This window comes from Devosia sp., assembly GCF_017744655.1.
Taxonomy (GTDB): Bacteria; Pseudomonadota; Alphaproteobacteria; order Rhizobiales; family Devosiaceae; genus Devosia.
This window is the reverse complement of sequence record NZ_JAGIAW010000001.1, coordinates 493,309-516,729: the sequence shown is the minus strand read 5'-3', so window position 1 is coordinate 516,729 and position 23,421 is coordinate 493,309. Positions and strand designations below refer to the sequence as shown.

The following is a 23,421-nucleotide window of genomic DNA, read 5'->3' as shown; positions in this document are numbered from 1 at the left end:
CCTAATGAATGCGCATTCGCATAGAGGCGGGCCAAGACCTCCCGGTGACAGTTGCATGACGGATCGGTGACGGCAGCGCGTCCTATACATCGCAGCGTCGGAACCCTATATTGCGAACGAGAACAAAATAAGATTCGTCAATCCCGCGCAGAGCGTGCCTACCCCGGCCCCGCGCGACGGAAAGGCCCCTGATGCCCGGTGAAATCCACCCCCTGCCCCGTCCCCAAGGCGGCCCGATCACGAGCCAGTTGAACCGGCAAGTGCCGGACTATCTGCGCGGCCTCAACCCCGAGCAGCGAGACGCCGTGCTGACGACTGAAGGCCCGCTTCTGGTGCTTGCCGGAGCGGGCACGGGCAAGACGCGCGTGCTGACGACGCGCATTGCCCATATTCTCAACAGTGGATTGGCCAAGCCGTGGGACGTTTTGTCCGTAACCTTCACCAACAAAGCGGCTCGCGAAATGCGAGAACGCATTGGTCAGCTTGTTGGCTCTAACGTCGAAGGTATGCGCTGGCTTGGCACGTTTCACTCGATTTCTTCGCGCATTCTGCGCGAGCGCGCGCCGCTAGTAGGCCTCCAATCCACGTTTACTATTCTCGATACAGACGATCAAATTCGGGTTCTCAAGCAATTGCTGGAAGCCGAAAACATCGATGAAAAGCGTTGGCAAGCAAAAGTATTGGCCTCATCAATCGATTCTTGGAAAAACCAGGGCCTTCAACCCGACGAGGTCATCAAAAAAGGCGATATTGGATTTGCGAATGGCAAGGGCGGAAAACTTTACCTCCAATATCAGGCTCGCTTGAAGACTCTGAACGCCGCTGACTTCGGAGATCTACTGTTAGAGTGTATTCGGCTGTTCAAAGAACAACCGGACGTTCTCGCCGAATATCACCGCAAATTCAAATACATGCTGGTCGACGAATATCAGGACAGCAACACGGCCCAATACCTTTGGCTACGTCTGCTCGCCCAGGGGAAACCCGCCTCGGAAGCCAATATCTGCGTGGTGGGCGACGATGACCAGTCGATCTATGGCTGGCGCGGCGCCGAGGTGGACAATATCCTCCGCTTCGAAACGGACTTTCCCGGCGCAAAAGTCATAAAACTCGAACGCAATTACCGGTCGACGGCCAATATCCTCAAGGCTGCCTCGACACTGATCGCTCACAACGAAAGCCGGCTCGGCAAGACCCTGCATACCGACATCGCCGAGGCCGGCGAGCCGATCTCTTTCACGCAAGTCTATGACTCCGAGGAAGAGGCGCGGACGGTCGGCGAAGAGATCGAGCAGTATCAGCGTCTCAACGAGCCGCTGAACTCGATGGCGATATTGGTGCGCGCGTCGTACCAGATGCGCGAACTTGAAGAGCGCTTCATTACGTTGGGGCTGAACTATCGGGTTGTGGGCGGCCCGCGCTTTTATGAGCGCAAGGAAATCCGCGATGCGCTCGCCTATCTGCGGCTCGTGGCGCAGCCGGCCGACGATCTGGCCTTCGAACGCATCATCAACGTGCCGAAGCGCGGCCTCGGCGATGCCACGGTGAAGACGCTGATGGAAACGGCGCGCCATCAGCGCGTACCCTTGCTGTCGGCAACGAGCATGCTGATCGACACGGAAGAGCTGAAACCCAAGCAGCGCACGACCCTGCGTGGCCTTGTCGACCAGTTCCACAATTGGGCATACCGCGCGGAGAGCCTGCCGCCTTACCAGCTTGTCGAGCAGATCCTCGAAGAGAGCGGCTATATGGACATGCTGGCAGCCGACAAATCCGCCGAGTCCCAGGGGCGTAAGGAAAACCTCAAGGAACTCAGCCGCTCGATGGAAGAGTTCGAGACGCTTGGTGGTTTCCTGGAGCATATTTCTCTGGTCATGGATCGCGACAGTGCCGAAGCCAGCGATGCCGTGACCATCATGACGCTCCATTCGGCCAAGGGTCTGGAATTCAACACGGTTTTCCTGACGGGTTGGGAAGAAGGCACTTTTCCAAGCCAGCGCTCGATGGACGAAAGCGGGCGCGCCGGGCTCGAGGAAGAGCGACGATTGGCCTATGTGGGGATCACGAGAGGCCGCAAGCGGGTGCGCATTTCAGCGGCGCAGAACCGGCGCATTCATGGATTGTGGCAATCTGCCATGCCATCTCGCTTTGTCGATGAGCTGCCGCCGGACGCTGTGGTCGTGACCGACCGGGGCTCCGCCTATGGCGGCTACGGTTATGGCGGCGGTGCCGCCAGCCGTTTCAACAAGGCCGATCCCTTCGAGAGCGTCTATGAAACGCCGGGCTGGCAGCGCGCGCGCGCCAACCAAGCCAATCGCAAGGGTGGCGGTCCCCTCACCATTGAGGGTGAACTGGTGGCGCGGTCGGTCGACCTCGGCGGCCAATCGAGCGGCTACAAGCCCGGTGAGCGCGTCTTTCACCTGAAATTCGGCTATGGCGAAGTCATGAGTGTCGAGGGCAACAAGCTGACGATCGATTTCGAGAAGGCCGGAACCAAGAAAGTTCTCGAAAGCTTCATCCAGAAAGGCTAGTCCCGACGCGTTCGGGGCATGGAGGCATCACCGATGATCATTTCGACGACACCGACGCTCGAGGGACACCAGATCAAGGAATATCTCGGCATCGCGACCGGCGAAGTCATCGTTGGCGCCAATATCTTCAAGGACCTGTTTGCCGGCATTCGCGACATCGTCGGCGGCCGTGCCGGCGCCTATGAATCCACCCTGCGCGATGCGCGCCGCGAGGCCTTTGCCGAACTCGAGAACGAGGCAAAGCGTCTCGGCGCCAATGCCGTCGTCGGCGTCGATATCGATTACGAGGTCGTCGGCCAGGGCGGCTCCATGCTCATGGTTTCCGTCTCCGGCACCGCCGTACTTATCTGATAGCCAAACTCAATTAACCACCTGCGTTCACGCCTTGTCAGAACCACTCGTGCTTTCATGAGCGCAGTGCGTGGGGTCCGTCGTGTTCAAAATACAGCACCTGCAGTGGATGGGAATTGCGGCCGCGGCCATTGGCTGCCTGCTGCTGGGCGGCACCGCAGTCCTCACCAACTTCAATGACTACCAACGTCACAGCCATGGCGCCTACGAACTCGAACGCTTCAGCGCCCTGCTCGAAGCGGTGAACGCCATTTCCTCGGAACGCGGGCCGGCAAATTCGGCCATGGGCGCGACCGACGAAGACGCCGCTGCCCGCCGCGCCGAACTGGCCGCCAAGCGCGCAGAGACCGATGCCGCCGTGAGCCGCATGGAAGCGGTGTTCGAAGGTACGCTCATTGACGACGAATGCGGCCCGGCGCTAGCGCGCTTGCATGCCGACCTCGCCAATGGCCGCCAGAAGGTGGACTTTGCCGCCAATACAAGCTTTGCCGAACGCGACCCGCGCGAAATTGCCCGTGGCATTCTGGCCATGTTTACCGCGGCCGACGCGGCCACGACGCTGCGCGATCTCGTCAGCGGCCACCTCATGGTCGAGACGCCAAGTCTTGCCGGCGAACTGATGCTCGCCAACAGCGCCAGCACCTTGCGCGATCAGGAAGGCCGTCTCGGTTCCTTCGTTGTCATGGCCCTCGTGGCGCCGCCGGAGCGGGATCCGATGTATCTGCAGCGGATGCAGGCGACCGAAGGCATCATCCGCAGCCTCTGGTCCACCAGCGTGAGCCAGGCGGACAAGCTGCTGCCCGATCCCGAGATCGCCGACCTGGTCAAGGCGGTGCAGCACGATTTCTTCGATGGCGCGCTCCTCCTGGCGCTCGACGCGGCGGAGAACCATACCGCTTACAACTCGCTCTCCCCCGCGGCGCTGACGGCAGACTATGTTCCCGGCATGCGCAGCTCGGAACTGTTGCGAACGGCCGTCGTCAGCCATTCGGTCGCAGCCATGCATCGCAATGCCGAAAATTCATTGAAGGCACTGGTGAGTGCGGCACTGCTGACCGGGGCCATCTTGGCGGTGCTCGTGATCGTCGCTGTCGTCTTCCGGCGCACGTTGTTTTCGCCGCTGATGCGTCTTCATGACGATGTGCTGGCGCTGGCCGGCGGAGACCACGGCCGACCAGAACTGCCGCAAGGCATGGCGCGCGAAGTCGGTAACATCTTCAGCGGCCTCGATGTTTTGCGCCAGAACCTGACGGAAAAGCGCGTACTCGAAGAGGAGCAGCGCCGTCTCAATCGCCGTCTGCGCCGGCTGGCCGAGACCGATACGCTGACGGGCTTGCTCAACCGCCGCGCGCTGCTGAGCCGGGTCGGCGCCATGTTCCGCCGGGCCGACCGGATCGGGGAATCCCTCGCTGTCGTGCTGTTCGACATCGACCATTTCAAGGTCGTCAACGATACCCATGGCCATGCCGTGGGCGACGAAGTGCTTTCGGGCGTGGCGCGGCTGATGGATGGCGCACTGCGGACCGGTGACACATTGGCGCGCATTGGTGGCGAGGAATTTGTCCTCATCCTGCGTCGGGCCGACGACATTACCGCCTATAACTTTCTGGAACGCCTGCGCATTTTGCTGTGCGAGACAGCGGTGCAAAGCAAGCTGGACTTGAAGGTTACGGCGAGTTTCGGCGTCGCCATGCGGCCCGCCGGTTCTGCTCAGGACTGGGACGACATCTTCTCGCTCGCCGATCAGCGGCTCTATATGGCCAAGGGCGCGGGTCGCAACTGCATCGTCACCGAGGGCTTTTCGCCCCAGACGCGCCAGCGCGCCTGAAGTCATTTCCCTGATAAATCAAAGTGATATGGCACGGCATTGACTCGCCGCGCCACCTGCCGCAACTAGGGCGGCAAATAACCCGGGATTACCTGCCATGTCCGTCGACCAGCTTTCCGCGACCCTCACCAAGGAACAGGCCTATGCCCTGGTCGATGCGGTCATGGAGCGCGACGATCTGGCCCTGACTGCCTCGGCGCATGAGATCGAGGAGACGGGCGAATGGGTGTTTGAAGCCACCTGCGACAGCCCGCCCAACATTGACGCCTTCAATGAACTGGCAAGCCAAGTGCTTGGCGGCGCTGTGGATTTTTCCGTCGAGGAAATCGACATGGAGATCAACTGGGTCGCCAAGTCGCTCGAAGGCCTGGCGCCGGTGATCGCGGGCGGTTTTTACGTTTATGGCAGCCACGAGACCGGACCGATCCCCGAGGGACTGACGCCGATGAAAATCGATGCGGCTCAGGCCTTTGGCACCGGGCATCACGAGACGACGACGGGTTGCCTCGAAGCCATCGAAATGCTGTTGGCCAAGACGACACCCAAGGCAGTCATCGATATCGGCACCGGTACCGGTGTGCTGGCGATTGCAGTGGCGAAGCGCTTGGGCGGCAAGATTTTGGCGACGGATATCGACCCCATCGCGGTGACGACGACCATTGAAAATGCTGAGGAAAATGGCGTCGGCGAGAATATCGACTCCATCGAGGCGACGGGGCTCGATCATCCCGAGATCGCGGCGTGGGCGCCTTATGATCTGATCGTTGCGAACATTCTGGCTGGGCCGCTCACCGAGCTGGCGCCGGGTATGGGCGGGATCGCTCAGTCTGGCGGCACGGCGATTCTGTCGGGGATTCTCAACACCCAGGCCGATGGCGTCATCGCCGCCTATGAGCTGGCCGGCTTCCGGCTGGTGGATCACCTCAAGCGCAAGGACTGGACAACGTTGGTGCTGGAAAAGCGCTGACTTCGTTAGCAGACTGGTAGCATCGAGGGGCGCGCGAGCGCCCCTTTCGTTATGGATCTGCTACCCCCCAAAAAGCAAAATCCCCGAAGCAGGCTTCGGGGATCGTCGGATCGTCAACAGGTAACTAGCTGCCGCTTAGGGGCGCTTGGTTACGGCGCCGATCAGCTGGTGCTGCATGCGGTAGCTGACCTGGCGAGACGCTTCGCGACCACGAGCGTCAATCAGACCACCCAGTGCGTTGCGGAAACCGTTCTTGCTCTCAGTCATCTTTTACTCCATGCGACGTAGGTCTATTGCCTAGCGTCGAGTTGGGTTTTACCTATTTTCTCAGCCCTGCGTTAGAGGCTTGGTGACAGACCAGCCATGCCACTCATGCAAGGCGCAGTTAACGCTTGTTCACTTTCGATTCAGACCGCATGTGATCGCGCGCATACTGCGCGACATAACGTTCGGCCTGCCGGGTGCGGCCTTCGACCAGTGCGTTGAGGGCGCGCTGGAAGAAATTACTCTCTTTGCTCATTTTTCGTCTCCTGGTTCCGCACAATAAGATAGGTTCCCCGGGCGCTTTCACCAGCGCAGGAACCACAAGCCAGCCATGACGGCGACGCAGTCGGGATGATACGCATGACCACCTCCCCCTTCCCTCCCGCAAAATTTCAGAGCTTTGAGGAAAAGTCAGAGCCGAGCCAGGTGGCCCCGCGGCTTGCCGCGCTGCGCAAGGCGATGAAGGCGGCCGGTGTCGATTATTTCCTCGTGCCGCGCGCTGATGCGCATCGTGGCGAATCTGTCCCCCCAAGCGAAGCGCGTCTTGCCTATGTTACGGGCTTTACCGGTTCGGCCGGGCTGGCACTGGTTGGCCTCAAGGACGCGCACCTCTTCATCGATAGCCGCTACACGCTGCAGGCGCCGGCACAGACGGACACCAAGCTGGTGGATGTGCACGAGGTGACGAGCCTGGCGATCGATGCAAAACCCTATGTGAAGAAGGACGCGGTCGTTGCCTATGATCCCTGGCTGCACACGCCGGGCGAAGTGCGCGACCTGACGGATAAGCTCAAGGGCCATGCCAAGGTTGTGGCCCATGACAATTTCATCGACAGCGTCTGGAGCGATCGCCCGGCGCCGCCCGCTGGTGCTATCGAAATTCTCGGCCACAACCGCGCTGGGCAGACCGCCGAGGACAAGATCGCGCAGTTGCAGAAGACGCTGGGCGATGACGGCGCCGATGCAGTGGTGTTCACCCTGCCCGAATCCATCTGCTGGCTGTTCAATATTCGCGGCCGCGACGTGCCGAATACGCCCTTCGTGCTCGGCTTTGCCGTGGTGCCGCAAAAGGGCAAGCCGACGCTGTTCCTTGATCCGGCCAAGGTGACCCCGGAACTGGAAACCGCGCTCGATGGCATTGCCAAGATCGAAGCGGCGAAGAAGCTGACGAAGGCGTTGGAGAAGCTGGGCAAGAATGGCAAGTCGGTGCTGGTCGATCCGGCCAGCGCGCCCATTGCCATTGCTGAGACGCTGACCGGAGCCGGCGCAAAGCTGATCGAAAAGCGCGATCCCGTTTTGCTGCCCAAATCGCGCAAGAACGAGGCGGAACTGGCCGGCATGCGCGAGGCGCACCGGCTCGATGGCGTGGCGCTGGCAAAATTCCTGTGCTGGTTCGATAGTGAAGCACCGAAGGGCGAATTGACCGAAATCGGTATCGTCACCGCACTGGAGGCCTTCCGCCGCGAGGAAGAAAGCTGCGTTGACGCCAGCTTCGATACGATTTCGGGCGCAGGGCCGAATGGGGCCATCGTCCACTATCGCGTTTCGACCAAGACTGACCGGAAACTCAATGCCGGCGAGATCATGCTGGTCGATAGCGGCGCGCAGTATCTTTCGGGCACGACCGACATTACCCGCACGCTGGCGACCGGTGAGGCGACGGCTGAGCAGAAGGACCGCTATACCCGCGTGTTGAAGGGCATGATCGCCATTTCCATGGCGCGCTTTCCCAAGGGCACCAGCGGCGCGCAGATCGACGTGTTGGCGCGGCAATTCCTCTGGGCCGACGGCGTTACCTACAATCACGGCACCGGCCATGGCGTGGGCGCCTATCTCGGGGTGCATGAGGGCCCGATCGGCATTGCGCCGCGCTATCCCCTGCCGCTTGAGGTTGGCAATGTGATTTCCAACGAGCCGGGTTTCTACAAGGCCGGCGAATACGGCATCCGCATCGAGAACCTCGTGGTGGTGCGGGAAGCCGAGGGTTTTCCGGGCTATTTGGAGTTTGAAACGCTGACGCTGGCGCCGATCGATGTCAGGTTGATCGACAATGGGCTTCTTACTGAGCCAGAGCGTGGCTGGCTGAACGATTTCCACGCCAAGGTGCGCTCGGAGATTGGGCCGAAGGTTTCAGGCGATGTGAAGGCCTGGCTGGAGGCGGCGACGGCGGCGATTTAGAGCGCAACCGCGCCGGGCCGGCCGGTAGCAGATCCCACCCATCTCCCATTCGTCGTCATTGCCGGGCTTGTCCCGGCAATCCATCCTTTGCTGCAAGATCCCATGGACCACCGGGACAAGCCCGGCGGTGACGACGGTGGGGGACCATGTTTCCGCCACGAGTGAAGCAATTCGCGTCGCAGCTTCACGGTGAGGGAGTGCCCCTCACATCGCGTAGGGATCAGCCGCCAGAGCCCAACTGAGTAGCCATGGGACATCGCTCCCCATCGAGGCGACATCGTCGACTTTCCAACTGCCATCTTCTTCGACCAGCGAAATGGCGAGGAGCCGCGGCTGGTCGAAATTGTGGTAGGTAACCGTCACCACGGCGCGGCCATCAAGGCGCGCGGGCTCGCCGATGTTGAGATCGAAGAGCAATGCGCTGGCATCGGGCAGGAAGGGATTGAAGGTCGGGTCGGCGACCGGATCGAGTTCGGAGCCTGCAGTCTTGGTGACATGAGCGTTTTCCTCGGCCAGTTGGGCAATGCCCTTGAGCCGGGCGGAATAGTGCTCCGCGGGGTCGCCATGCGGCGCGCCGGGCCGATAGCCATCATAAATGGCCTGTACCAGCGCCTTGGGATCGGAATAGGTCTCTGCGGCCAAAGCCGGGGCCAGCGGCATTGCCAGCAGCACCAGAGCGAGAATCGCTGATTTCATCGTGCCCTCATTGCAAATTCGGGCGCACGATTGCCGCGAGGCTGGGCCGAATTGCGGCTGCGGGATTAATTCTTTGATAGGAAGGATGCCTGAAGCCGTTACCCCAATGAAACGCGAAGTCATTCCCGCCAAAGCGGGAATCCCTGTCCCAAAAACGGAGATCACCGCTTTCGCGGGGATGACACGTCACTTGGGGTAGGTGTTGCGCCCCTACTCCCAGCGCGCGGCGGCCTCTGCAAAAATCTCGCTGAGGCGATAGGAGAAATCGGCGTTCTCGCCTGCGAGATCATCGATGCGCCAGCCGCCATCTTCGTAGACGAGGTCGTAGACGATGTGCCGCGGTTCGCCGAAATTGGTGAAGGTAACGTCCACCGTGGCAAAACCTTCGCTCTCTTCCGGCTCGCCGATGACGAGATCGGCCAGATCGAAATCCTGGCCGTCGATATAGGGATCGAAATCAAGCGCGCCGATTTCGCCCTCGGGGGTGTTTTCAGCGTCGGCCTCGTAAAGCGCGTTCAGTGCGACGGAGCGGAAATCGGATTCGAACTCAGGAAAATCGCCGGAGAAATAGGGCTCGTAGAAGGCTTCGAGCAGTTCCTGCGGCGTTGCATAGGGCTGGGCGAAGGCTGGAGCGGCGAACGCCAGCAGCAAGGCGGGAACAAGGGCGAGGCGACGCATTTGAAAACTCCTATTGGGCCAGCGGATTGGCCAGATATTCGGACAGGGGCCAGGTGCCTTCTGATTCACCGTTGGGCAGCAGGATTTCGTCGATCTTCCAGCCCCGCTCGGCGCCTTCGTCGACCATCTGGAAGGTGATGGTATAGAGCGGGTCGCCGGAGAGCAGGATCTCAACGTCACCAATGGCGCGGCTACCCTTCACCTTGGGATCGTGAATGACATAGGTTTGGCCGCCAGAATCCTGGCCATTGATGAAGGGCGAGAAATCGAGGGCGCCCATTTCGCTGCCGGTGGCGAAAAGTTTTTCGTCGGCCTCGCGCAACAGCGTGCCGAGGTGGGTGGAGAAGGAGTCCACGTCGTCGAAACTGTCGTCGGGGTCGAACGTGCCACTGGTATAGGCTTCTTCATAGCTTTCGATCTGCCCGTAAATCGCTTCGAGCAGAGCCTTGGGCTCGTCGAAGACGGGAATGGGTGCGGCGAAAGCCGGCGGCGCCAGGAGGGAGAGGCCGAGGAGCGGTAGCGCGCGCAGCATCAATTGAACCACAGGGCAAACATGGGCCATTCGTCGCCCATGACACGGTTGAGCTCGGCAAAGGCGGCGGCATCGGCGACCGGACCATCGCTGAGATAGGGCAAGGCGGCGTGGCCGGTGAAGAGCATGACGAGGTCGGTTTCGGTCGCCGTTTCGAAATAGGTTTTCAAGTTAAAACCCTGGCTGAAGCGCCAATGCGGCAGCAGCAGTTCGCCATTGATGATCAGATCGAGCTGATCGAGAGTGGCGAACCAGGCTTTTACGACGTCCTCGGTGATGGTCTGATCGGGCACGAGGGACGTCTGGGTCGGCGATGGCAGCAGTTCGCGGTCGTCGTCTGTTTCAGCCAGGATCATTTCCCAGTTCTGACGGCTGAGGGCGGTTATGGCGCTGAGGCGGCCGAGCACGGCGGCGAGGCGGGGCTGGTCGATCACGGGGAAATCGGCGGTGTGAATGGCCGCGACGATATCAGCGATGAAGGCATCGCTGTCGGCATCCATCATCAGAGTGCCTTCACCGCGCGAAAACTCCTGCATGGGCAGGCCGGCCTTGGGGAAGATGCGGTGGAAATAGGCGTTGAAGAAATCGGAAAAATCATGCGCCAGGATGATTTCGACCGGCGTGGCACTGATATTGGCGTAGCCGGCAAACCAGATGGCGTCGGCATTGTCGAAGCCGATGATGGTGTTTTCCGTCGGCTCGGTGCCCTTGGACTTGGTCTTGCCCGGCGGCGGGGCATCGGGCGCGGGGATATTGACGAACTCTCCCGCCTCGCCGAGAAGTGCGCCGAGCGTTTCGGCGGCGCCAGCCTCGCCATTGCCGTCGAGATCGATGCGAACTTGCAGCGGGTCGATGTGGATGACGAAGGGCGTGCCTTCTCCGGCCTGCTTCATATGGCCGGCGGCGATGTCGAGCGTTTTGGAAAAGGTGTCGAGGAGATCGCGGAACTGTTCGTAGGTCAGCGGCTCGGGATTGGGATTGGCTGGCGCTGTGGGCGTATCGAGGCCCATGCCGAGCAGCATGCCCATGGCGGGGGAATTGGGCGTGACCGCGCCGTGGCGATAAAGGCCTTGAGCAAAAGTTTCGTAGGCGGCGATGAAGCCATCGAGGCCGAGGGTAAAGCAGGCATCGCCCTCACCGGCCTCGCAAGCGGCTGTGGAGCGGGCTGCGAGATCGCTGATTGTGCCATCGTAGAGGCTTTGGGCGAGCTGATCGCCCGCCTCGCTGGCTTGTGTGGCGCCGGTCAGAGCGAGTGCCAAACCTGCTGCGGCTACAAAAATCCTCATGCGATCCCCTCCCTTCAAAAACTATCTGCCGACGCGCGCGAACCACTCGTCTTCTGTGATGACTTCGACGCCATGCTCCTGCGCCGTCTTCAGTTTCGAGCCAGCGCCGGGGCCGGCGACCAGAATATCGGTCTTGGCCGAAACCGAGCCCGCGACCTTGGCCCCGAGCCGTTCGGCCATAGCCTTGGCTTCGGATCGTGACATTTTTTCGAGCGTGCCGGTGAAAACCACCGTCTTGCCAGCAATTTGGCTATCGGCCGAAATGGTGACGACATAGTCCTTGGGTGTGACCTGCTGCAGCAGGGCATCGAGAGCATCGACATTGCGCTGATTGCCGAAGAAGGTGACGAGCGCTTCCACCACCGTGCTGCCGATGCCGTCGGTGGAGGGGAAGACGGCCATGGGGTCTTCGGCGGCGACCATTTCCTTGCCGGCCTCTTCGAGCTTTTGGATCGAACCAAAAGTGCGGGCGAGGACAGCGCCCGTCGTTTCCCCGATATGGCGAATACCGAGGGCGAAGATGAAGCGGTCGAGCTCGGGATTGCGGCGCGCGTCAATGGCAGCAAAGAGCTTGTCGAGGCCTTCATAGTTGCGGTCTTCGACGCCACGGACATTCTTGCGCGTCTTGCCGGAGGCGGCTTCGCGGGCCTTGGCTTGTTCCTCACGGCGCTCAGCGAGCGCCTTTTGCACCTCGGGGCGGCGGTCTTTCAGAGTAAAAATGTCAGCAGCGGTGCGGATCAGGCCGGCATTGAAGAAGGTGTCGATGTTTTCTGCGCCAAGCCCTTCAATGTCGAGGGCGCCGCGGGAGACGAAGTGGCGCAGACCCTCTACTGCCTGGGCGGGGCAGATCATTTCCCCGGTGCAGCGGCGGCGGGAGTCTTCCTTGCCGGTCTTTTCGTTGATTTCGCGCACGGCAGGCGAGCCGCAGACCGGGCAGGTATGCGGCATCTCATAGGGTTTTGCAGCAGCCGGGCGCTTGTCGAGGATGACATCGACAATCTGGGGAATCACGTCTCCTGCCCGCTGGATGACGACGGTGTCGCCGATGCGGATGTCCTTGCCCTCGCGGATCGGCAGGCCATTGCTATCGCGTCCCGCGATATAGTCCTCGTTGTGGAGGGTGACGTTGACGACGGTGACGCCGCCGACGCCCACGGGATCGAGCCGGGCGACGGGCGCCAGGGTGCCGGTGCGGCCGACCTGGATTTCGATATCGCGCACGACGGTCATGGCCTGTTCGGCAGGAAATTTATGGGCCACGGCCCAGCGCGGCTCGCCGGTCACAAAACCCCAGCGGCGTTGAAGTTCGAGCTGGTCGACCTTGTAGACGACGCCGTCGATATCGTAGCCGAGCGAGGAGCGCAGTTCCTCGATCTTGTGATATTGGGCGATCAGCTCTTCGACCGTCTTGGCGCGTTGCATCAGCGGGCTGACGGCAAAACCCCATTCGGCGAACTTTTGTACGGCCTCGTATTGGGTCGGCGCCGGGTCTTCCGTGGTCGCGCCCCAGGCATAGGCGAAGAATTTGAGATTTCGGCTGGCAGTAACGCTGGGGTCTTTCTGACGCAAGGAGCCGGCGGCGGTGTTGCGCGGATTGACGTAATTCTGGCCGCCGACGGCGGCCGAGCGCTCCTTTAGCGCCTGGAATTCGGCATAGGTCATGTAGACCTCTCCGCGGATCTCGATGCTCTTTGGCCAGCCTGAGCCTTTCAGCTTGTGCGGAATATCGGCAATGGTCTTGAGATTGGCCGTGATGTCCTCACCCACGGCCCCGTCACCGCGGGTAGCGCCGCGGACGAAAACACCGTCTTCATAGAGCAGCGAGGCGGAAAGGCCATCGATCTTGGGCTCGGCGGTGAAGGCGATTTCGAGGCCCTCGTCCTGCTTGAAGAAGCGACGACCACGCTCGATGAAATCGACGACGTCCTCATCGGTATAGGCCTTGGCGAGACTGAGCATGGGCACGGCATGACGCACCTTGGCAAAGCCTTCGGCAGGCGCAGCGCCCACCCTGCCGGTGGGGCTGTCGGGGCGGACAAGCTCGGGAAAGGCTTCTTCGAGCTCGGCATTGCGGATGACCAGAGCGTCATAGGCCGCATCGGTGATCTCGGGCGCATCGTTCTGGTGATAAGCGATGTCGGCCGCAGCAATGGCGGCGGCGAGCCGTTCGAGCTCAAGCCGGGCTTCGTCTTCGGTGAGATCGGCGGCGGGCTTTTGGGACAGGTCGGACATGGCGCACTCGGCACAGAGAAGACAAACGTATTTAGCCACGGCGTCATTCCCGCGAAAGCGGGAATCCCTCCCCGACGCCATGAGATTCCCGCTTTCGCGAGAATGACGCGGTGATGATGGACGCCTCGGCGGCGACGTGGGTTATTTCACCGCGGCGAGCAATTTCTTGGCAGCAGCGCGGGCTTCCGAGGTGATCTCGGCGCCGGCCAGCATGCGGGCGACCTCTTCCTGCCGGGAATCGGGCTCAAGGGGGCGGACATGGGTGCGCATGAAGGCGCCCTCCTCCACCATCTGCTTTTCGATGAGCAGATGCCGATTGGCACGGGCGGCGACCTGCGGCGCGTGGGTGACGGTGAGAACCTGCACGGTCTTGGCGAGGCGCGCCAGACGGCGGCCGATGGCGTCGGCTACGGCACCACCGACGCCGGTGTCGATTTCGTCAAAGATCAGGACCGGCGCAGAACCACGATCGGCGAGAACGACCTTCAGGGCCAAGAGGAAACGGCTCAGTTCGCCGCCCGAAGCAACCTTGAGCAAGGGACCGGCGGCCGTGCCCGGATTGGTCTGGACGTGGAAGGCAATCTGATCGAATCCAGCAGCGGCGACGCGGTCCGTTTCGATCTGGTGATCGACTATGAACTTGGCGGCGCCGAGTTTCAGGTCAGGCAATTCCGCTTCGACAGCCTTGCTGAGGGCTTTGGCGGCCTTGGCGCGGCCCGATGACAGGGTTTCGGCGACTTCGCGGTACCGCGAACGGGCGCGGGATTCGTCGGCCTCCAGCGCCTTGAGCCGGCTTTCACCGCTCTGCAGGGTATCGAGGTCACCCTGATACTTTTCGAGAATGGCGGGCAACTCGTCGCAGGTCGCCTGATGCTTGCGGGCAGCGGCGCGCAGGGCAAAGAGGCGCTCTTCGACACCTTCCAGCTCAGCCGGATCATAGGCCATCTGGCGCTGCAGATCTTCCAGGGCCTCGCCAGCGCGGTCGAGCGTCGCGAGCGAGGCATCGAGCGCATCGACGATGGGCTGGAAAAGTTCGGCGCCGCCGTCGATTTTGCGCAGCAGGCGGCGCATCAGGCCGGACAGAGCCGGCGACGGGGCGTTGGGGCCGTTGAGGATTTCGTCGATCTCGATGAGATCGGCGGCCGACTTCTCGGCCTGCTGCAATTGCTGGCGGCGCTCGGCCAATTCGGCCTCTTCGCCTTCGATGGGCTTGAGCTTTTCAAGCTCTTCCACCGTGTGGCGGGCATAGTCTTCGGCAGCAAGCGCTTCAGCGACGCGAGCCTGCTGCTCGCGCACCGCCTGCTGGATTTCGACGAGGTCGGCCCAGGCCTCACGCACGGCGACGGCGGGCGCAGCGAGTTCGCCAAAGGCATCGAGGGCGGCGCGATGGGTGGCGACATCGACGAGAGCCCGGTCGTCGTGCTGGCCGTGGATTTCGATGATCTGGCTGCCGATCTTTTGCAGCAGGGCGGCGGAAACCGGCTGATCGTTGATGAAGGCGCGAGTGCGGCCATCGGCGAATTGTACGCGGCGGAGGATCACCTCCTCGTCGTCGGCAATAGCATTGTCGCGCAAGTGGGCACGGGCCGGATGATTGGCCGGCAGTTGCACCATGGCGACCACCTGCCCGCTCTCCTGCCCCTGCCGGACAAGCGAAGCGTCGCCGCGGCCGCCAAGGGCCAGGGTCAGCGCATCGAGCAGGATGGATTTGCCAGCACCAGTCTCGCCGGTGAGGACGGTCATGCCCTCGTCAAGCGCCAGATCGAGCTGGTCGATAAGGACAATGTTGCGAACCGAAAGCGCGTTCAGCATGCGGATCTATCCAAGGCCTGTCGGGCCTTCCTCATAGCATTTGAGTGCCGGCCCGGCGTCAGCGGCGATTAACTTTCGCACAGCAATGCGAATGGGGAGACATGATAGAGAAAAAGAACAAAATGGCAACTGGGGTTATGGGGGTGTGGCTGCGGCACCCACAAACTGTCACCCCGGCGAAGGCCGGGGCCCATCTCGAGATCTCAGGATGGGCCCCGGCCTTCGCCGGGGTGACAATCGGGAGTAGATGGCCGGCCAGCGCCCTAGCGTGCATAAGCCACCCAGCCTCGGAAACTGAAGGCTGAGTAGAAGAGACTGATGGCGGCAAATCCGGCTTCGCTGAGCATGGCTTCTTCCTCATCAGGCGAGAGAATCGTCAGGCGGGTGCCAATCGCTTCGCGGGCCTTTGCCGCCGTGGCCGGGTCGACATCGTCGGCCTGGCCATAGGCGACGTGGCGGGCGATCCAGGTCGAGCGCTCGGGTTCCGTCTGCGGGAAGCTGATATGGGCGAGGATGAAGGGCGCGCCGGGTTTGAGGCGGCTGCGGATTTGACGGAGCGTTTCAAGGCGCTGGTCGCGCGGGATGAAATGGAAGGTAAGAAGGCTGGTGGCGGCATCGAATGGGCCTTCGGGGGCAGCGTCGATATAGCCTTCGGTGAGATCGATGCGGGTGGCGTGTTCGGCGGTGATCTGGCGGGCGAGCTGCAGCATGTCGGCAGAAGGGTCGACGCCGGAGAAGCGCCAGCCGGGGCGGAAATCAGCCATGGCCTTGAGCTCGAGACCACCGCCGGCGCCGAGGACGAGAATGTTTGCGTCAGGCGGTAGCGTCTCGGCGAGAAGCAGGTTCATCATGCGATGGAGTCCCGCGAAACCGGGCACCTGGCGCGGCGGGCCTTCGGCATAGTGGCGGGCGGCTTGGGCGTCGAAGGGGGATGGGGGCATTGGTCTGGCGCTCCGTTTCCCGGGAGATGGGGCTTGAGGTCGTCGATGTCAAACCTTGGCGTGCGGGCGCTTAGCGCCGATCAGCACGCGATAATTCTCATGGGTAGCGAAGTCCTCAATGGCCCACTCGACAGGCAAGCCGACGGCGCGGGACAGATGTATCGCCCTGCCCTCGCCGATATGCACAGCAACATGGGCCCCGAAGGCATCGGCGGTTTTACCGAAGAGGAGAAGATCGAACGGCTGGAACTCCGTGACCACCCAGGAATGCTCTATGTCGGCCCAGAGTTCGCTTGAGCGCAGGGGCGGAAAGGCGATGCCGAAATGAGCGAGGAGTGCGTACGCGAAAACCTGGCAATTGGCACCGGTCGACAGATCGTCCGGATGCACCACTCCGGGATGGATGGCGGCGTTGTATGGGACGCCAAGGAATTGCGCGGGGATGGTGAGCTTTGAGGCCATGGGCCGAGCTTAGCGCTCGGCGTCGCTGGGAGAAACCCTCCCTTCGTCATTGCCGGGCTTGGCCCGGCAATCCACCTCGCCTCGGCATGGACCACCGGGACAAGCCCGGTGGTGACGATCAAGGTTAGGTTTTTGCCGACGAGAAACTCAGGGCCCTCACCGCGCGTAGCCGACCCAAACAAAAAGGGCCCCGGAGGGCCCTTTCGAATTCAGATTACAAAAGACTCAGCTCTTGTGCGCGGCAAGCCAACTGCCGGAGTTGAGCTGGGGCGCAAGGCCCTGCTTGCCCAGAAGTTCGAAGGCGCGCTTGTACCAGTCGCTCGAGGGGTAGTTGTGGCCGAGGACGGCGGCGGCCGACATGGCTTCATTGGTAAGGCCAAGCAGCAGGTAGCCTTCGGTCAGGCGATAAAGGGCCTCTTCGATATGCGTGGACGTCTGCCACTTTTCGACCACTTCGCGGAAGCGGTTGATGGCGGCGGTATATTCGCCATTGCCGAGATAGTAACGGCCGACGGACATTTCCTTGCCGGCAAGCTGGTCATAGGCGACGAGGAGCTTTTCCTTGGCGTCCTTGGCATATTCCGAGTTCGGATAGTTCGAAATCAGCAGGGTGTAGGTGTCGATGGCATCGCGCGACAGCTGCTGGTCGCGGGTGATGTCCTTGATCTGACCATAATAGGACGTGCCCTTGAGCCAGAGGACATAGGGAACGTCCTTGCCGTTCGGGTAAAGCGCCATGTAGCGGTCGGCAGCCAGGATCGCTTCGTTGAACTTGCCGATGCGATAATGGGCATAAACCTGCATCAGCTTGCTCTTTTCGGTCAGCGCATCACGCGGATGTTGGCGATCGAGCTGCTCGAGCTTCTTGATGGCAGTCTGGTAATACTGACGATCCATATCATCCAGCGCGCCCTGATAAAGGGCGGCGGCCGGAACGATCGGCGCTTCCTTGAGCTTGGGAGGCCCAAAAAGGTTCATGCCGGCGCAAGCGGTGAGAAGGGTAGCGAACAGACCCATAGCGGCAAAACGGGCAACCCGGTTCGCCATCTGGCTTACAACTTTAACAGTCACGAAGTGCCCCGTTCTCAAACTTCCACAAGCGCTTGCGGCGTAATTAGTAATTGGATCAAAACTGTGGCGTGGCGACCGGCAAAGCCGGTCAGCGCACGGACCGGAGATAATGGCGAACGCCCAAACCCTCCGGATGGTCGTCGAAAGCCTCGACTTCCAGCGGCAGATCCTCGGCGTTGACTATCTCATAATTGGCTTCGCTCGAAAAGAGACCCGCCAGGACATGAGCATTGAGCGCATGCCCACCCTTATAGGAGCGGAAACGGCCCCAGATGGGCAGGCCACCGAGCGACAGATCGCCAATGGCATCGAGCAGCTTGTGGCGCACGAATTCGTCTTCGTAGCGCAGGCCGTTCGGATTGAGCACGCGGTCTTCATCGACCGTGATAGAATTGTCGAGGCTGGAGCCGAGTGCGTAGCCGGCCTGGCGCAGCGCCTTGGCATCGCGGGCAAAGCCGAAGGTGCGGGCGCGGGAGACGTCGTCGAGATAACGGCGCGGGGTCCAGTCGAAGATCATGCGCTGGCGGCCGATGACCTTGGAATCGAAGTCGATTTCGAGGTCGAGCGCGCGGCCGTTATAGGGCTCAAGCGCGGCGAAGGCGTCATTGTTGCGCACGGTCACGGCGCGTATGATCTTCAGGAACTTGCGCGGGGCCGGCTGAGATTCGAGGCCGACTTCCATGATGGCGGCTGCGAAGGGATGCGCGCTGCCATCGAGGATGGGGCATTCCGGGCCATCGACGGTGATGAGCGCGTTGTCGACGCCCATGCCGGACAGTGCGGAAGTGACGTGCTCGACGGTCGCGACGCTGACGCTGTCGCCGAGATCAAGCGTGGTGCAAAGAGTCGTGCGGCTGACGCGCGAGAAATGCACGGAAACGGGCTGGGTTACACGCCCCTCGCCGAGATCCCGGCGAATGAGGAAGCCGCTATCGGCCGGAGCCGGGCTGATCGTGAGATTTACAGGCGCAGCTGAGTGCACGCCATAGCCGGAAAAGGTGACTTCGCCGGAAAGCGTGCGCTGGCGTGTGGACATTGTTTTCATACTTTTCTTACTCCACCCCCAAGGGTCTCACGCTCGCGCAACTGTTAGCCAAAAAAAACTCGGCGCGGAAGCCGCGCCGAGTAACGTTTACAGAGTTCTCTTTAAGAGACTTTAACCGTGCTTACGGAGGAAGGCCGGAATTTCCAGGCTGTCTTTCTGCGGGGCTGCCGGCTGGCTGCGACCCTGATTGTCGAGGTTACCACGCGCGCCTTCCGAAGCGTGCGGAACGCGGGAAGTCCTTGCGCCGCCTGCCTCAATCGCGCTGCGGGCAGCCGCATCATCGGCCATGCTGGAGGCCGGTTCGCGACGCGGTTCGACCTGCTGCTGACCCAGGTTCAGACCCACATTGGAGGCCAGGCGCTTGAAGAGAGCGCGGGCATTGCGCGGCTCTTCGGCATGACGATCCTGTGCCTGCTGTGACTGGCGTGCAACAACCGGAAGCTCCTCGGTACGCGGCATGCGGCGCTGGCCGTCGGGACGGGCCGCATGAGACGGCACGTAAACGCTCGGGATCGGCTTTTCTTCAACCATGGGAGCCTCTTCCGGCTCCGCATGCATCTCGGCAGCGGGGGTATAGGGCTCAACGACGATACCGTCATCTTCCATATAGTGCTGCTGGGGCGCGGCAGCGGGACGCTCGGCAGCGAACGCCTGGGCAACGGCCGATTCGACCTCGAAACCGATGTCTTCGATCAGTTCGGCAGTCGGCTCGGGGGCCGGTGCGGCGGCGCGGGTGGTTTCGACCGGCACATGGCGACGGACGGCCAGCGGGGTGCGCGACGCGTGCGGCTTGGCCGGCTCGAGGGCCTGGACCATGGTGGCATCGGTGCCGGTGGCAACCACGGACACGCGGATGGTGCCGGTGAGGTCCGGATCGTAGGTGGCGCCGAGGATGATGTTGGCGTCGGAGTCGACTTCCTCGCGGATACGGCTCGCGGCTTCATCGACTTCGTAAAGGGTCAGGTCGGGACCGCCGGTGATGGAGATGAGGAGGCCACGGGCACCCTGCATCGAGACATCGTCGAGGAGCGGATTGGCAATGGCGGCTTCGGCGGCGTGGCGGGCACGATCTTCGCCCGATGCTTCACCGGTACCCATCATCGCCTTGCCCATACCGCGCATGACGGCGCGGACGTCGGCGAAGTCGAGGTTGATCAGGCCCTCTTTGACCATGAGGTCAGTGATACAGGCAACGCCGGAGAACAGCACCTGGTCGGCCATCGCAAAAGCGTCGGCGAAGGTGGTCTTCTCGTTGGCGACGCGGAAGAGGTTCTGGTTCGGGATGACGATGAGCGTATCGACATGGCGGTGCAGCTCGTCGATGCCGTCCTCGGCCAGACGCATGCGGCGATTGCCTTCGAAATTGAACGGCTTGGTGACCACGCCAACCGTCAGTATGCCCTGCTCGCGAGCGGCGCGGGCAATAACCGGGGCGGAACCCGTACCGGTACCACCCCCCATACCGGCGGTGATGAAGACCATGTGCGAGCCGGAGAGATGGTCGTTGATCTCATCCCAGCTTTCTTCGGCAGCCGCGCGACCCACTTCCGGGTGCGACCCTGCGCCGAGGCCTTCGGTAACACCGACACCGAGCTGAATGATACGCTGGGCCTTCGAGAGGGCCAGTGCCTGGGCGTCCGTATTGGCCACCACGAAATCGACGCCGCTGAGACCGGACTCGATCATGTTGTTGACGGCGTTACCCCCGGCGCCGCCGGCACCGAAGACAGTAATGCGGGGCTTGAGTTCCTGGATATCGGGGATCGTGAGATTGATGGTCATTTATGGCTTGGCCCCATAGGTGGCGTGGTTAGGTAAAGATTTACCCGCCAATTCGTTAACCAGAGCCTAACAATTGTCCCAACCGCGTTAACTTCTGCGCAAATTGCGAGACAGCATGGTTACCCATTCATGTCCCATTAACCGCGCGAGCGCCCGCAAACCCGCTTGACAGCCGGGGATTTATTTAATAACCAAATACGAATATAGCCTTTTGGTTATTTATTAAGAGAGGAGATCGTGATGACCAAGCTGACCCCCTGCCTGTGGTTCGATGACCGTATCGACGAGGCTATCAAGTTCTATACGACCACTTTCAAGGATTCGAAGGTGATCGAACTCGTACGCAATTCCCCTGATTCTGCCGCCTTCACGGCGGTGATCGAACTCGCCGGCCAGCAGATTTTCCTGCTCAATGGCGGCCCGCGATTCCCCTTCACCGAGGCGGTCAGCATAATGATCGAGTGTGACGGTCAGGCAGAGGTCGACTATTACTGGAACAATTTCGTCGACAATGGCGGCGAAGAGAGCATGTGCGGCTGGTGCAAGGACAAGTTCGGCTTCTCCTGGCAGGTGGTGCCAAAGCAGTTCCGTGACACCGTATTCGGGCCGGACAAGGCGGGCGCAGACCGCGCCATGCAGGCCATGATGGGGATGAAGAAGCTGATCCTGGCGGACCTCGAAAAGGCCTATGCCGGTAGCTAATGCGGAACTGGTCAATGGGCCGGAGCATGACTAGGCTCCTCTTCGGAGGACAGCATGCACCAGCAAGACATTATCGCCGCGGCAAAAACCGCGTTCAGAGATGATGAGGCCGTACGCGGCCTCTTTCTTTCCGGCAGCTTTGGTCGCGGCACGCACGACGAATGGAGCGATGTCGACCTATTGGCTATTGTCGGCAAAGGTGACCAGCGCGGCGTTGCGGATCGATGGAAGGTGGCGCTGAACGCCTTGCAGCCAGTGGTCTATTGGAATGAGCTGGAGCGCGGCGGGTTTTTGATCAATGCCGTGACCGAGGACTGGCTACGCTGCGATCTCTATATGGTCGAGCCCGGCCATATCGGGCAGCGGGCAAAGAACACCATTGGGCCACTGATCGACCGGGACGGCATTCATGACGGCCTGCCAGCCTCCTTGCCCCTGAAATCGCCCAATCCGCACGCTCTGCGTTACCAGATCAATGAATTCATCCGTATTCTTGGGCTGACGCCGGTGGCGATTGGGCGCGGAGAATATCTGACGGCGGTGATGGGCAACGGGCTGCTTCGCGGGCTGCTCGCAGACCTCTATATGCAGGATGTCAGCGATCCGGATACCGGCGGCATCCTGCATATGTCCAAGCTCTTGCCGGCCGAACAGATCAGAATCATGAGCGACCTGCCCTTTCCGAACGCCACGGCGGATGCGGTGATCGACGCTCATCTGGCAGTGGCTCGGGTATTCATGCCCCGGGCAAGGGCGATGGCTGAGCGCTTGGGCGTCGAATGGCCAGAAGCGTTCGAGGCGGCGACACGCAAAGTGCTGGAAGAGAAGCTTGGGGTGAAGGCGGATTGGTAAGCTCCTGCTGCCGTTCTATTTCCATCGTGTCATCCCCGCGAAAGCGGGGATCTCTGTTTCGAAACAGGGATTGCCGCTTTCGCGGGAATGACACCGTGGGTGGGGAGCCGGAAAGGGTTACGCAGCCCGCGCGGTCTTCAACGCCCCAGCCCACCAGGCTAGATCGTCAAGCATGAGCTTTGCGGCATCGGCGAGGTAGGGAAAATCGCCAAAATCCTTTTCGTCCTTCATCAGTGGCAGCATCTCGTTGGCGTTGATGTGGACGGCGAACTTGAGGGTGGCGACCTGCAGCTCGGCTAGGATAAGGCGGAGCTGCTGAACAGCACGGGCGCCGCCGACGCCGCCATAGCCGAGGAAGGCTGCGGGCTTCTTGGTATATTCGGGATAGGCATGGTCGAGGGCGTTCTTGAGGACGCCGGAGATCGAGTGATTGTACTCGGCCGTGATGAAAATGTAACCATCGAGCGCACCCATGGTCTTTGCCCATGCCCGGGCAGCGGGATGGTCGACAGGGACATAGCCCGGCGACATGGCAGCCTCGAAGAACGGCATGGGATAGTCGCGCAGATCGACGATCTCGACCTCGATGTCATCGCGCGCCTCGGCGATGGATTTGAGCCAATTGGTCGGCTTGTCGGCAAAGCGGGTGGCGCGCGTCGTGCTGATGACAATGCCGATGCGGGGCTTGGTGGTCATAGTGAATTCCTGACTGGTGAAATAACCAGACCGGAAATGGGACCTGCCCAGTGGGCCTCTCAAGATCGGGAAATTTTTGTTCGGGACGAACAAAAATGTACGCCGGTTACACGTTTCGATCGTCGAAGGCGCGACGTGACTCTTCGATTCCGTCGTTGTGTTCCTGCGCCCAGAGATGGAGGGCGGTCAGTGGCGCCAAGGCGCTGCGGCCGCGATCGGTAAGCTCATAATCGACGCGCGGCGGAATCGAAGGCGTCACCTGCCGGGACACCAGGCCATCGCGCTCCAGGGTGCGTAGCGTCAGGGTCAGCATGCGCTGGGATATGCCGGTGATCGACTCTTCCAACTCGGAAAACCGGCGCGGGCCGGTGTTCAGGCTTCCCATGACGAAGATGGACCACTTGCCGCTGAACTGGGCGATGACGTCGACGGTGGGGCGACAGAAATCGGGCACATGGGCGGCCCGATCCTTGAAGATGTGCTTGCTCATACTCGCAATCTAGGTGCGACCGAAG

General features: G+C 61.4%; 22 protein-coding genes. 7 read left to right on the top strand and 15 right to left on the bottom strand.

All coding sequences use genetic code 11. The features are described from left to right. The first annotated feature begins 191 nt into the window (after window positions 1–191). The 4 genes from J7557_RS02520 (at window position 192) to J7557_RS02505 (ending at window position 5,677) form a co-directional block, all read left to right on the top strand. A complete protein-coding gene (locus J7557_RS02520; protein ID WP_291417011.1) occupies window positions 192–2,531 on the top strand; it encodes an ATP-dependent helicase in 2,340 nt (779 codons plus the stop codon). Window positions 2,532–2,564: 33 nt separating this feature from the next. Further along, window positions 2,565–2,882, top strand: coding sequence for a heavy metal-binding domain-containing protein (locus tag J7557_RS02515; protein ID WP_291417009.1), 318 nt, complete (start codon window positions 2,565–2,567; stop codon window positions 2,880–2,882). Window positions 2,883–2,964: 82 nt separating this feature from the next. Then, the gene (locus tag J7557_RS02510; RefSeq protein WP_291417007.1) at window positions 2,965–4,710 is read left to right on the top strand and encodes a diguanylate cyclase; all 1,746 of its coding nucleotides are present in this window, start codon (window positions 2,965–2,967) and stop codon (window positions 4,708–4,710) included. A 97-nt stretch (window positions 4,711–4,807) separates the two neighbouring features. Then, window positions 4,808–5,677 carry a 50S ribosomal protein L11 methyltransferase gene (locus J7557_RS02505; RefSeq protein WP_291417005.1) on the top strand — a complete coding sequence of 290 codons (870 nt, stop codon included), beginning with the start codon at window positions 4,808–4,810 and terminating at the stop codon, window positions 5,675–5,677. A 135-nt stretch (window positions 5,678–5,812) separates the two neighbouring features. On the opposite strand, the gene J7557_RS02500 is transcribed toward J7557_RS02505, so the two are convergent. Together J7557_RS02500 and J7557_RS02495 are read right to left on the bottom strand one after the other, a co-directional pair. After that, complete coding sequence (locus J7557_RS02500) at window positions 5,813–5,944, bottom strand: hypothetical protein (protein WP_280114011.1); 132 nt, start codon at window positions 5,942–5,944, stop codon at window positions 5,813–5,815. Window positions 5,945–6,062: 118 nt separating this feature from the next. Then, window positions 6,063–6,197 carry a hypothetical protein gene (locus tag J7557_RS02495; protein ID WP_280114012.1) on the bottom strand — a complete coding sequence of 45 codons (135 nt, stop codon included), beginning with the start codon at window positions 6,195–6,197 and terminating at the stop codon, window positions 6,063–6,065. A 104-nt stretch (window positions 6,198–6,301) separates the two neighbouring features. Between J7557_RS02495 and J7557_RS02490 the strand changes: the two genes are divergently transcribed. Next, on the top strand, window positions 6,302–8,119 hold the full coding sequence (locus tag J7557_RS02490; RefSeq protein ID WP_291417001.1) for an aminopeptidase P family protein: 1,818 nt from the start codon (window positions 6,302–6,304) through the stop codon (window positions 8,117–8,119). Between the two features lie 204 nt (window positions 8,120–8,323). Here the strand turns inward: J7557_RS02490 and J7557_RS02485 are convergent, their stop codons facing one another. The 11 genes from J7557_RS02485 to ftsZ form a co-directional block, all read right to left on the bottom strand. After that, entirely contained in the window at window positions 8,324–8,815 is a 492-nt protein-coding gene (locus tag J7557_RS02485) for a hypothetical protein (RefSeq protein ID WP_291416999.1), read from the bottom strand. Between the two features lie 210 nt (window positions 8,816–9,025). Next, the gene (locus tag J7557_RS02480) at window positions 9,026–9,493 is read right to left on the bottom strand and encodes a DUF3828 domain-containing protein (RefSeq protein ID WP_291416997.1); all 468 of its coding nucleotides are present in this window, start codon (window positions 9,491–9,493) and stop codon (window positions 9,026–9,028) included. A 10-nt stretch (window positions 9,494–9,503) separates the two neighbouring features. Continuing rightward, the gene (locus J7557_RS02475; protein WP_291416995.1) at window positions 9,504–10,025 is read right to left on the bottom strand and encodes a hypothetical protein; all 522 of its coding nucleotides are present in this window, start codon (window positions 10,023–10,025) and stop codon (window positions 9,504–9,506) included. After that, a complete protein-coding gene (locus tag J7557_RS02470) occupies window positions 10,025–11,311 on the bottom strand; it encodes a hypothetical protein (protein WP_291416993.1) in 1,287 nt (428 codons plus the stop codon). The genes J7557_RS02475 and J7557_RS02470 overlap by 1 nt, the downstream gene beginning before the upstream one ends. A 21-nt stretch (window positions 11,312–11,332) precedes the next feature. Beyond that, a complete protein-coding gene (gene ligA, locus J7557_RS02465) occupies window positions 11,333–13,534 on the bottom strand; it encodes an NAD-dependent DNA ligase LigA (protein ID WP_291418272.1) in 2,202 nt (733 codons plus the stop codon). Window positions 13,535–13,684: 150 nt separating this feature from the next. After that, on the bottom strand, window positions 13,685–15,355 hold the full coding sequence (gene recN / locus J7557_RS02460) for a DNA repair protein RecN (RefSeq protein WP_291416991.1): 1,671 nt from the start codon (window positions 15,353–15,355) through the stop codon (window positions 13,685–13,687). A gap of 263 nt (window positions 15,356–15,618) precedes the next feature. After that, window positions 15,619–16,296, bottom strand: a complete 678-nt coding sequence (locus J7557_RS02455; RefSeq protein WP_291416989.1) for a class I SAM-dependent methyltransferase — start codon at window positions 16,294–16,296, stop codon at window positions 15,619–15,621. 48 nt (window positions 16,297–16,344) lie between these two features. After that, window positions 16,345–16,758, bottom strand: a complete 414-nt coding sequence (locus J7557_RS02450; protein ID WP_291416987.1) for a hypothetical protein — start codon at window positions 16,756–16,758, stop codon at window positions 16,345–16,347. Window positions 16,759–16,983: 225 nt separating this feature from the next. Continuing rightward, window positions 16,984–17,829: an outer membrane protein assembly factor BamD gene (locus tag J7557_RS02445; protein WP_291416985.1), complete on the bottom strand. Its 846-nt coding sequence runs from the start codon at window positions 17,827–17,829 to the stop codon at window positions 16,984–16,986. A gap of 88 nt (window positions 17,830–17,917) precedes the next feature. Then, on the bottom strand, window positions 17,918–18,865 hold the full coding sequence (gene lpxC / locus J7557_RS02440; protein ID WP_051961233.1) for a UDP-3-O-acyl-N-acetylglucosamine deacetylase: 948 nt from the start codon (window positions 18,863–18,865) through the stop codon (window positions 17,918–17,920). Window positions 18,866–18,985: 120 nt separating this feature from the next. Further along, entirely contained in the window at window positions 18,986–20,656 is a 1,671-nt protein-coding gene (gene ftsZ / locus J7557_RS02435) for a cell division protein FtsZ (protein WP_291416982.1), read from the bottom strand. A gap of 240 nt (window positions 20,657–20,896) precedes the next feature. Here ftsZ and J7557_RS02430 point away from each other — a divergent pair, with 240 nt between their 5' ends. Both J7557_RS02430 and J7557_RS02425 read left to right on the top strand, forming a co-directional pair. Further along, the gene (locus J7557_RS02430) at window positions 20,897–21,358 is read left to right on the top strand and encodes a VOC family protein (protein ID WP_291416980.1); all 462 of its coding nucleotides are present in this window, start codon (window positions 20,897–20,899) and stop codon (window positions 21,356–21,358) included. Window positions 21,359–21,412: 54 nt separating this feature from the next. Continuing rightward, on the top strand, window positions 21,413–22,210 hold the full coding sequence (locus tag J7557_RS02425) for a nucleotidyltransferase domain-containing protein (RefSeq protein ID WP_291416978.1): 798 nt from the start codon (window positions 21,413–21,415) through the stop codon (window positions 22,208–22,210). A gap of 117 nt (window positions 22,211–22,327) precedes the next feature. On the opposite strand, the gene J7557_RS02420 is transcribed toward J7557_RS02425, so the two are convergent. Both J7557_RS02420 and J7557_RS02415 read right to left on the bottom strand, forming a co-directional pair. Further along, a complete protein-coding gene (locus J7557_RS02420) occupies window positions 22,328–22,906 on the bottom strand; it encodes an NADPH-dependent FMN reductase (RefSeq protein WP_291416976.1) in 579 nt (192 codons plus the stop codon). Between the two features lie 106 nt (window positions 22,907–23,012). Further along, complete coding sequence (locus J7557_RS02415; RefSeq protein WP_291416974.1) at window positions 23,013–23,396, bottom strand: helix-turn-helix domain-containing protein; 384 nt, start codon at window positions 23,394–23,396, stop codon at window positions 23,013–23,015. Window positions 23,397–23,421: the final 25 nt, after the last annotated feature.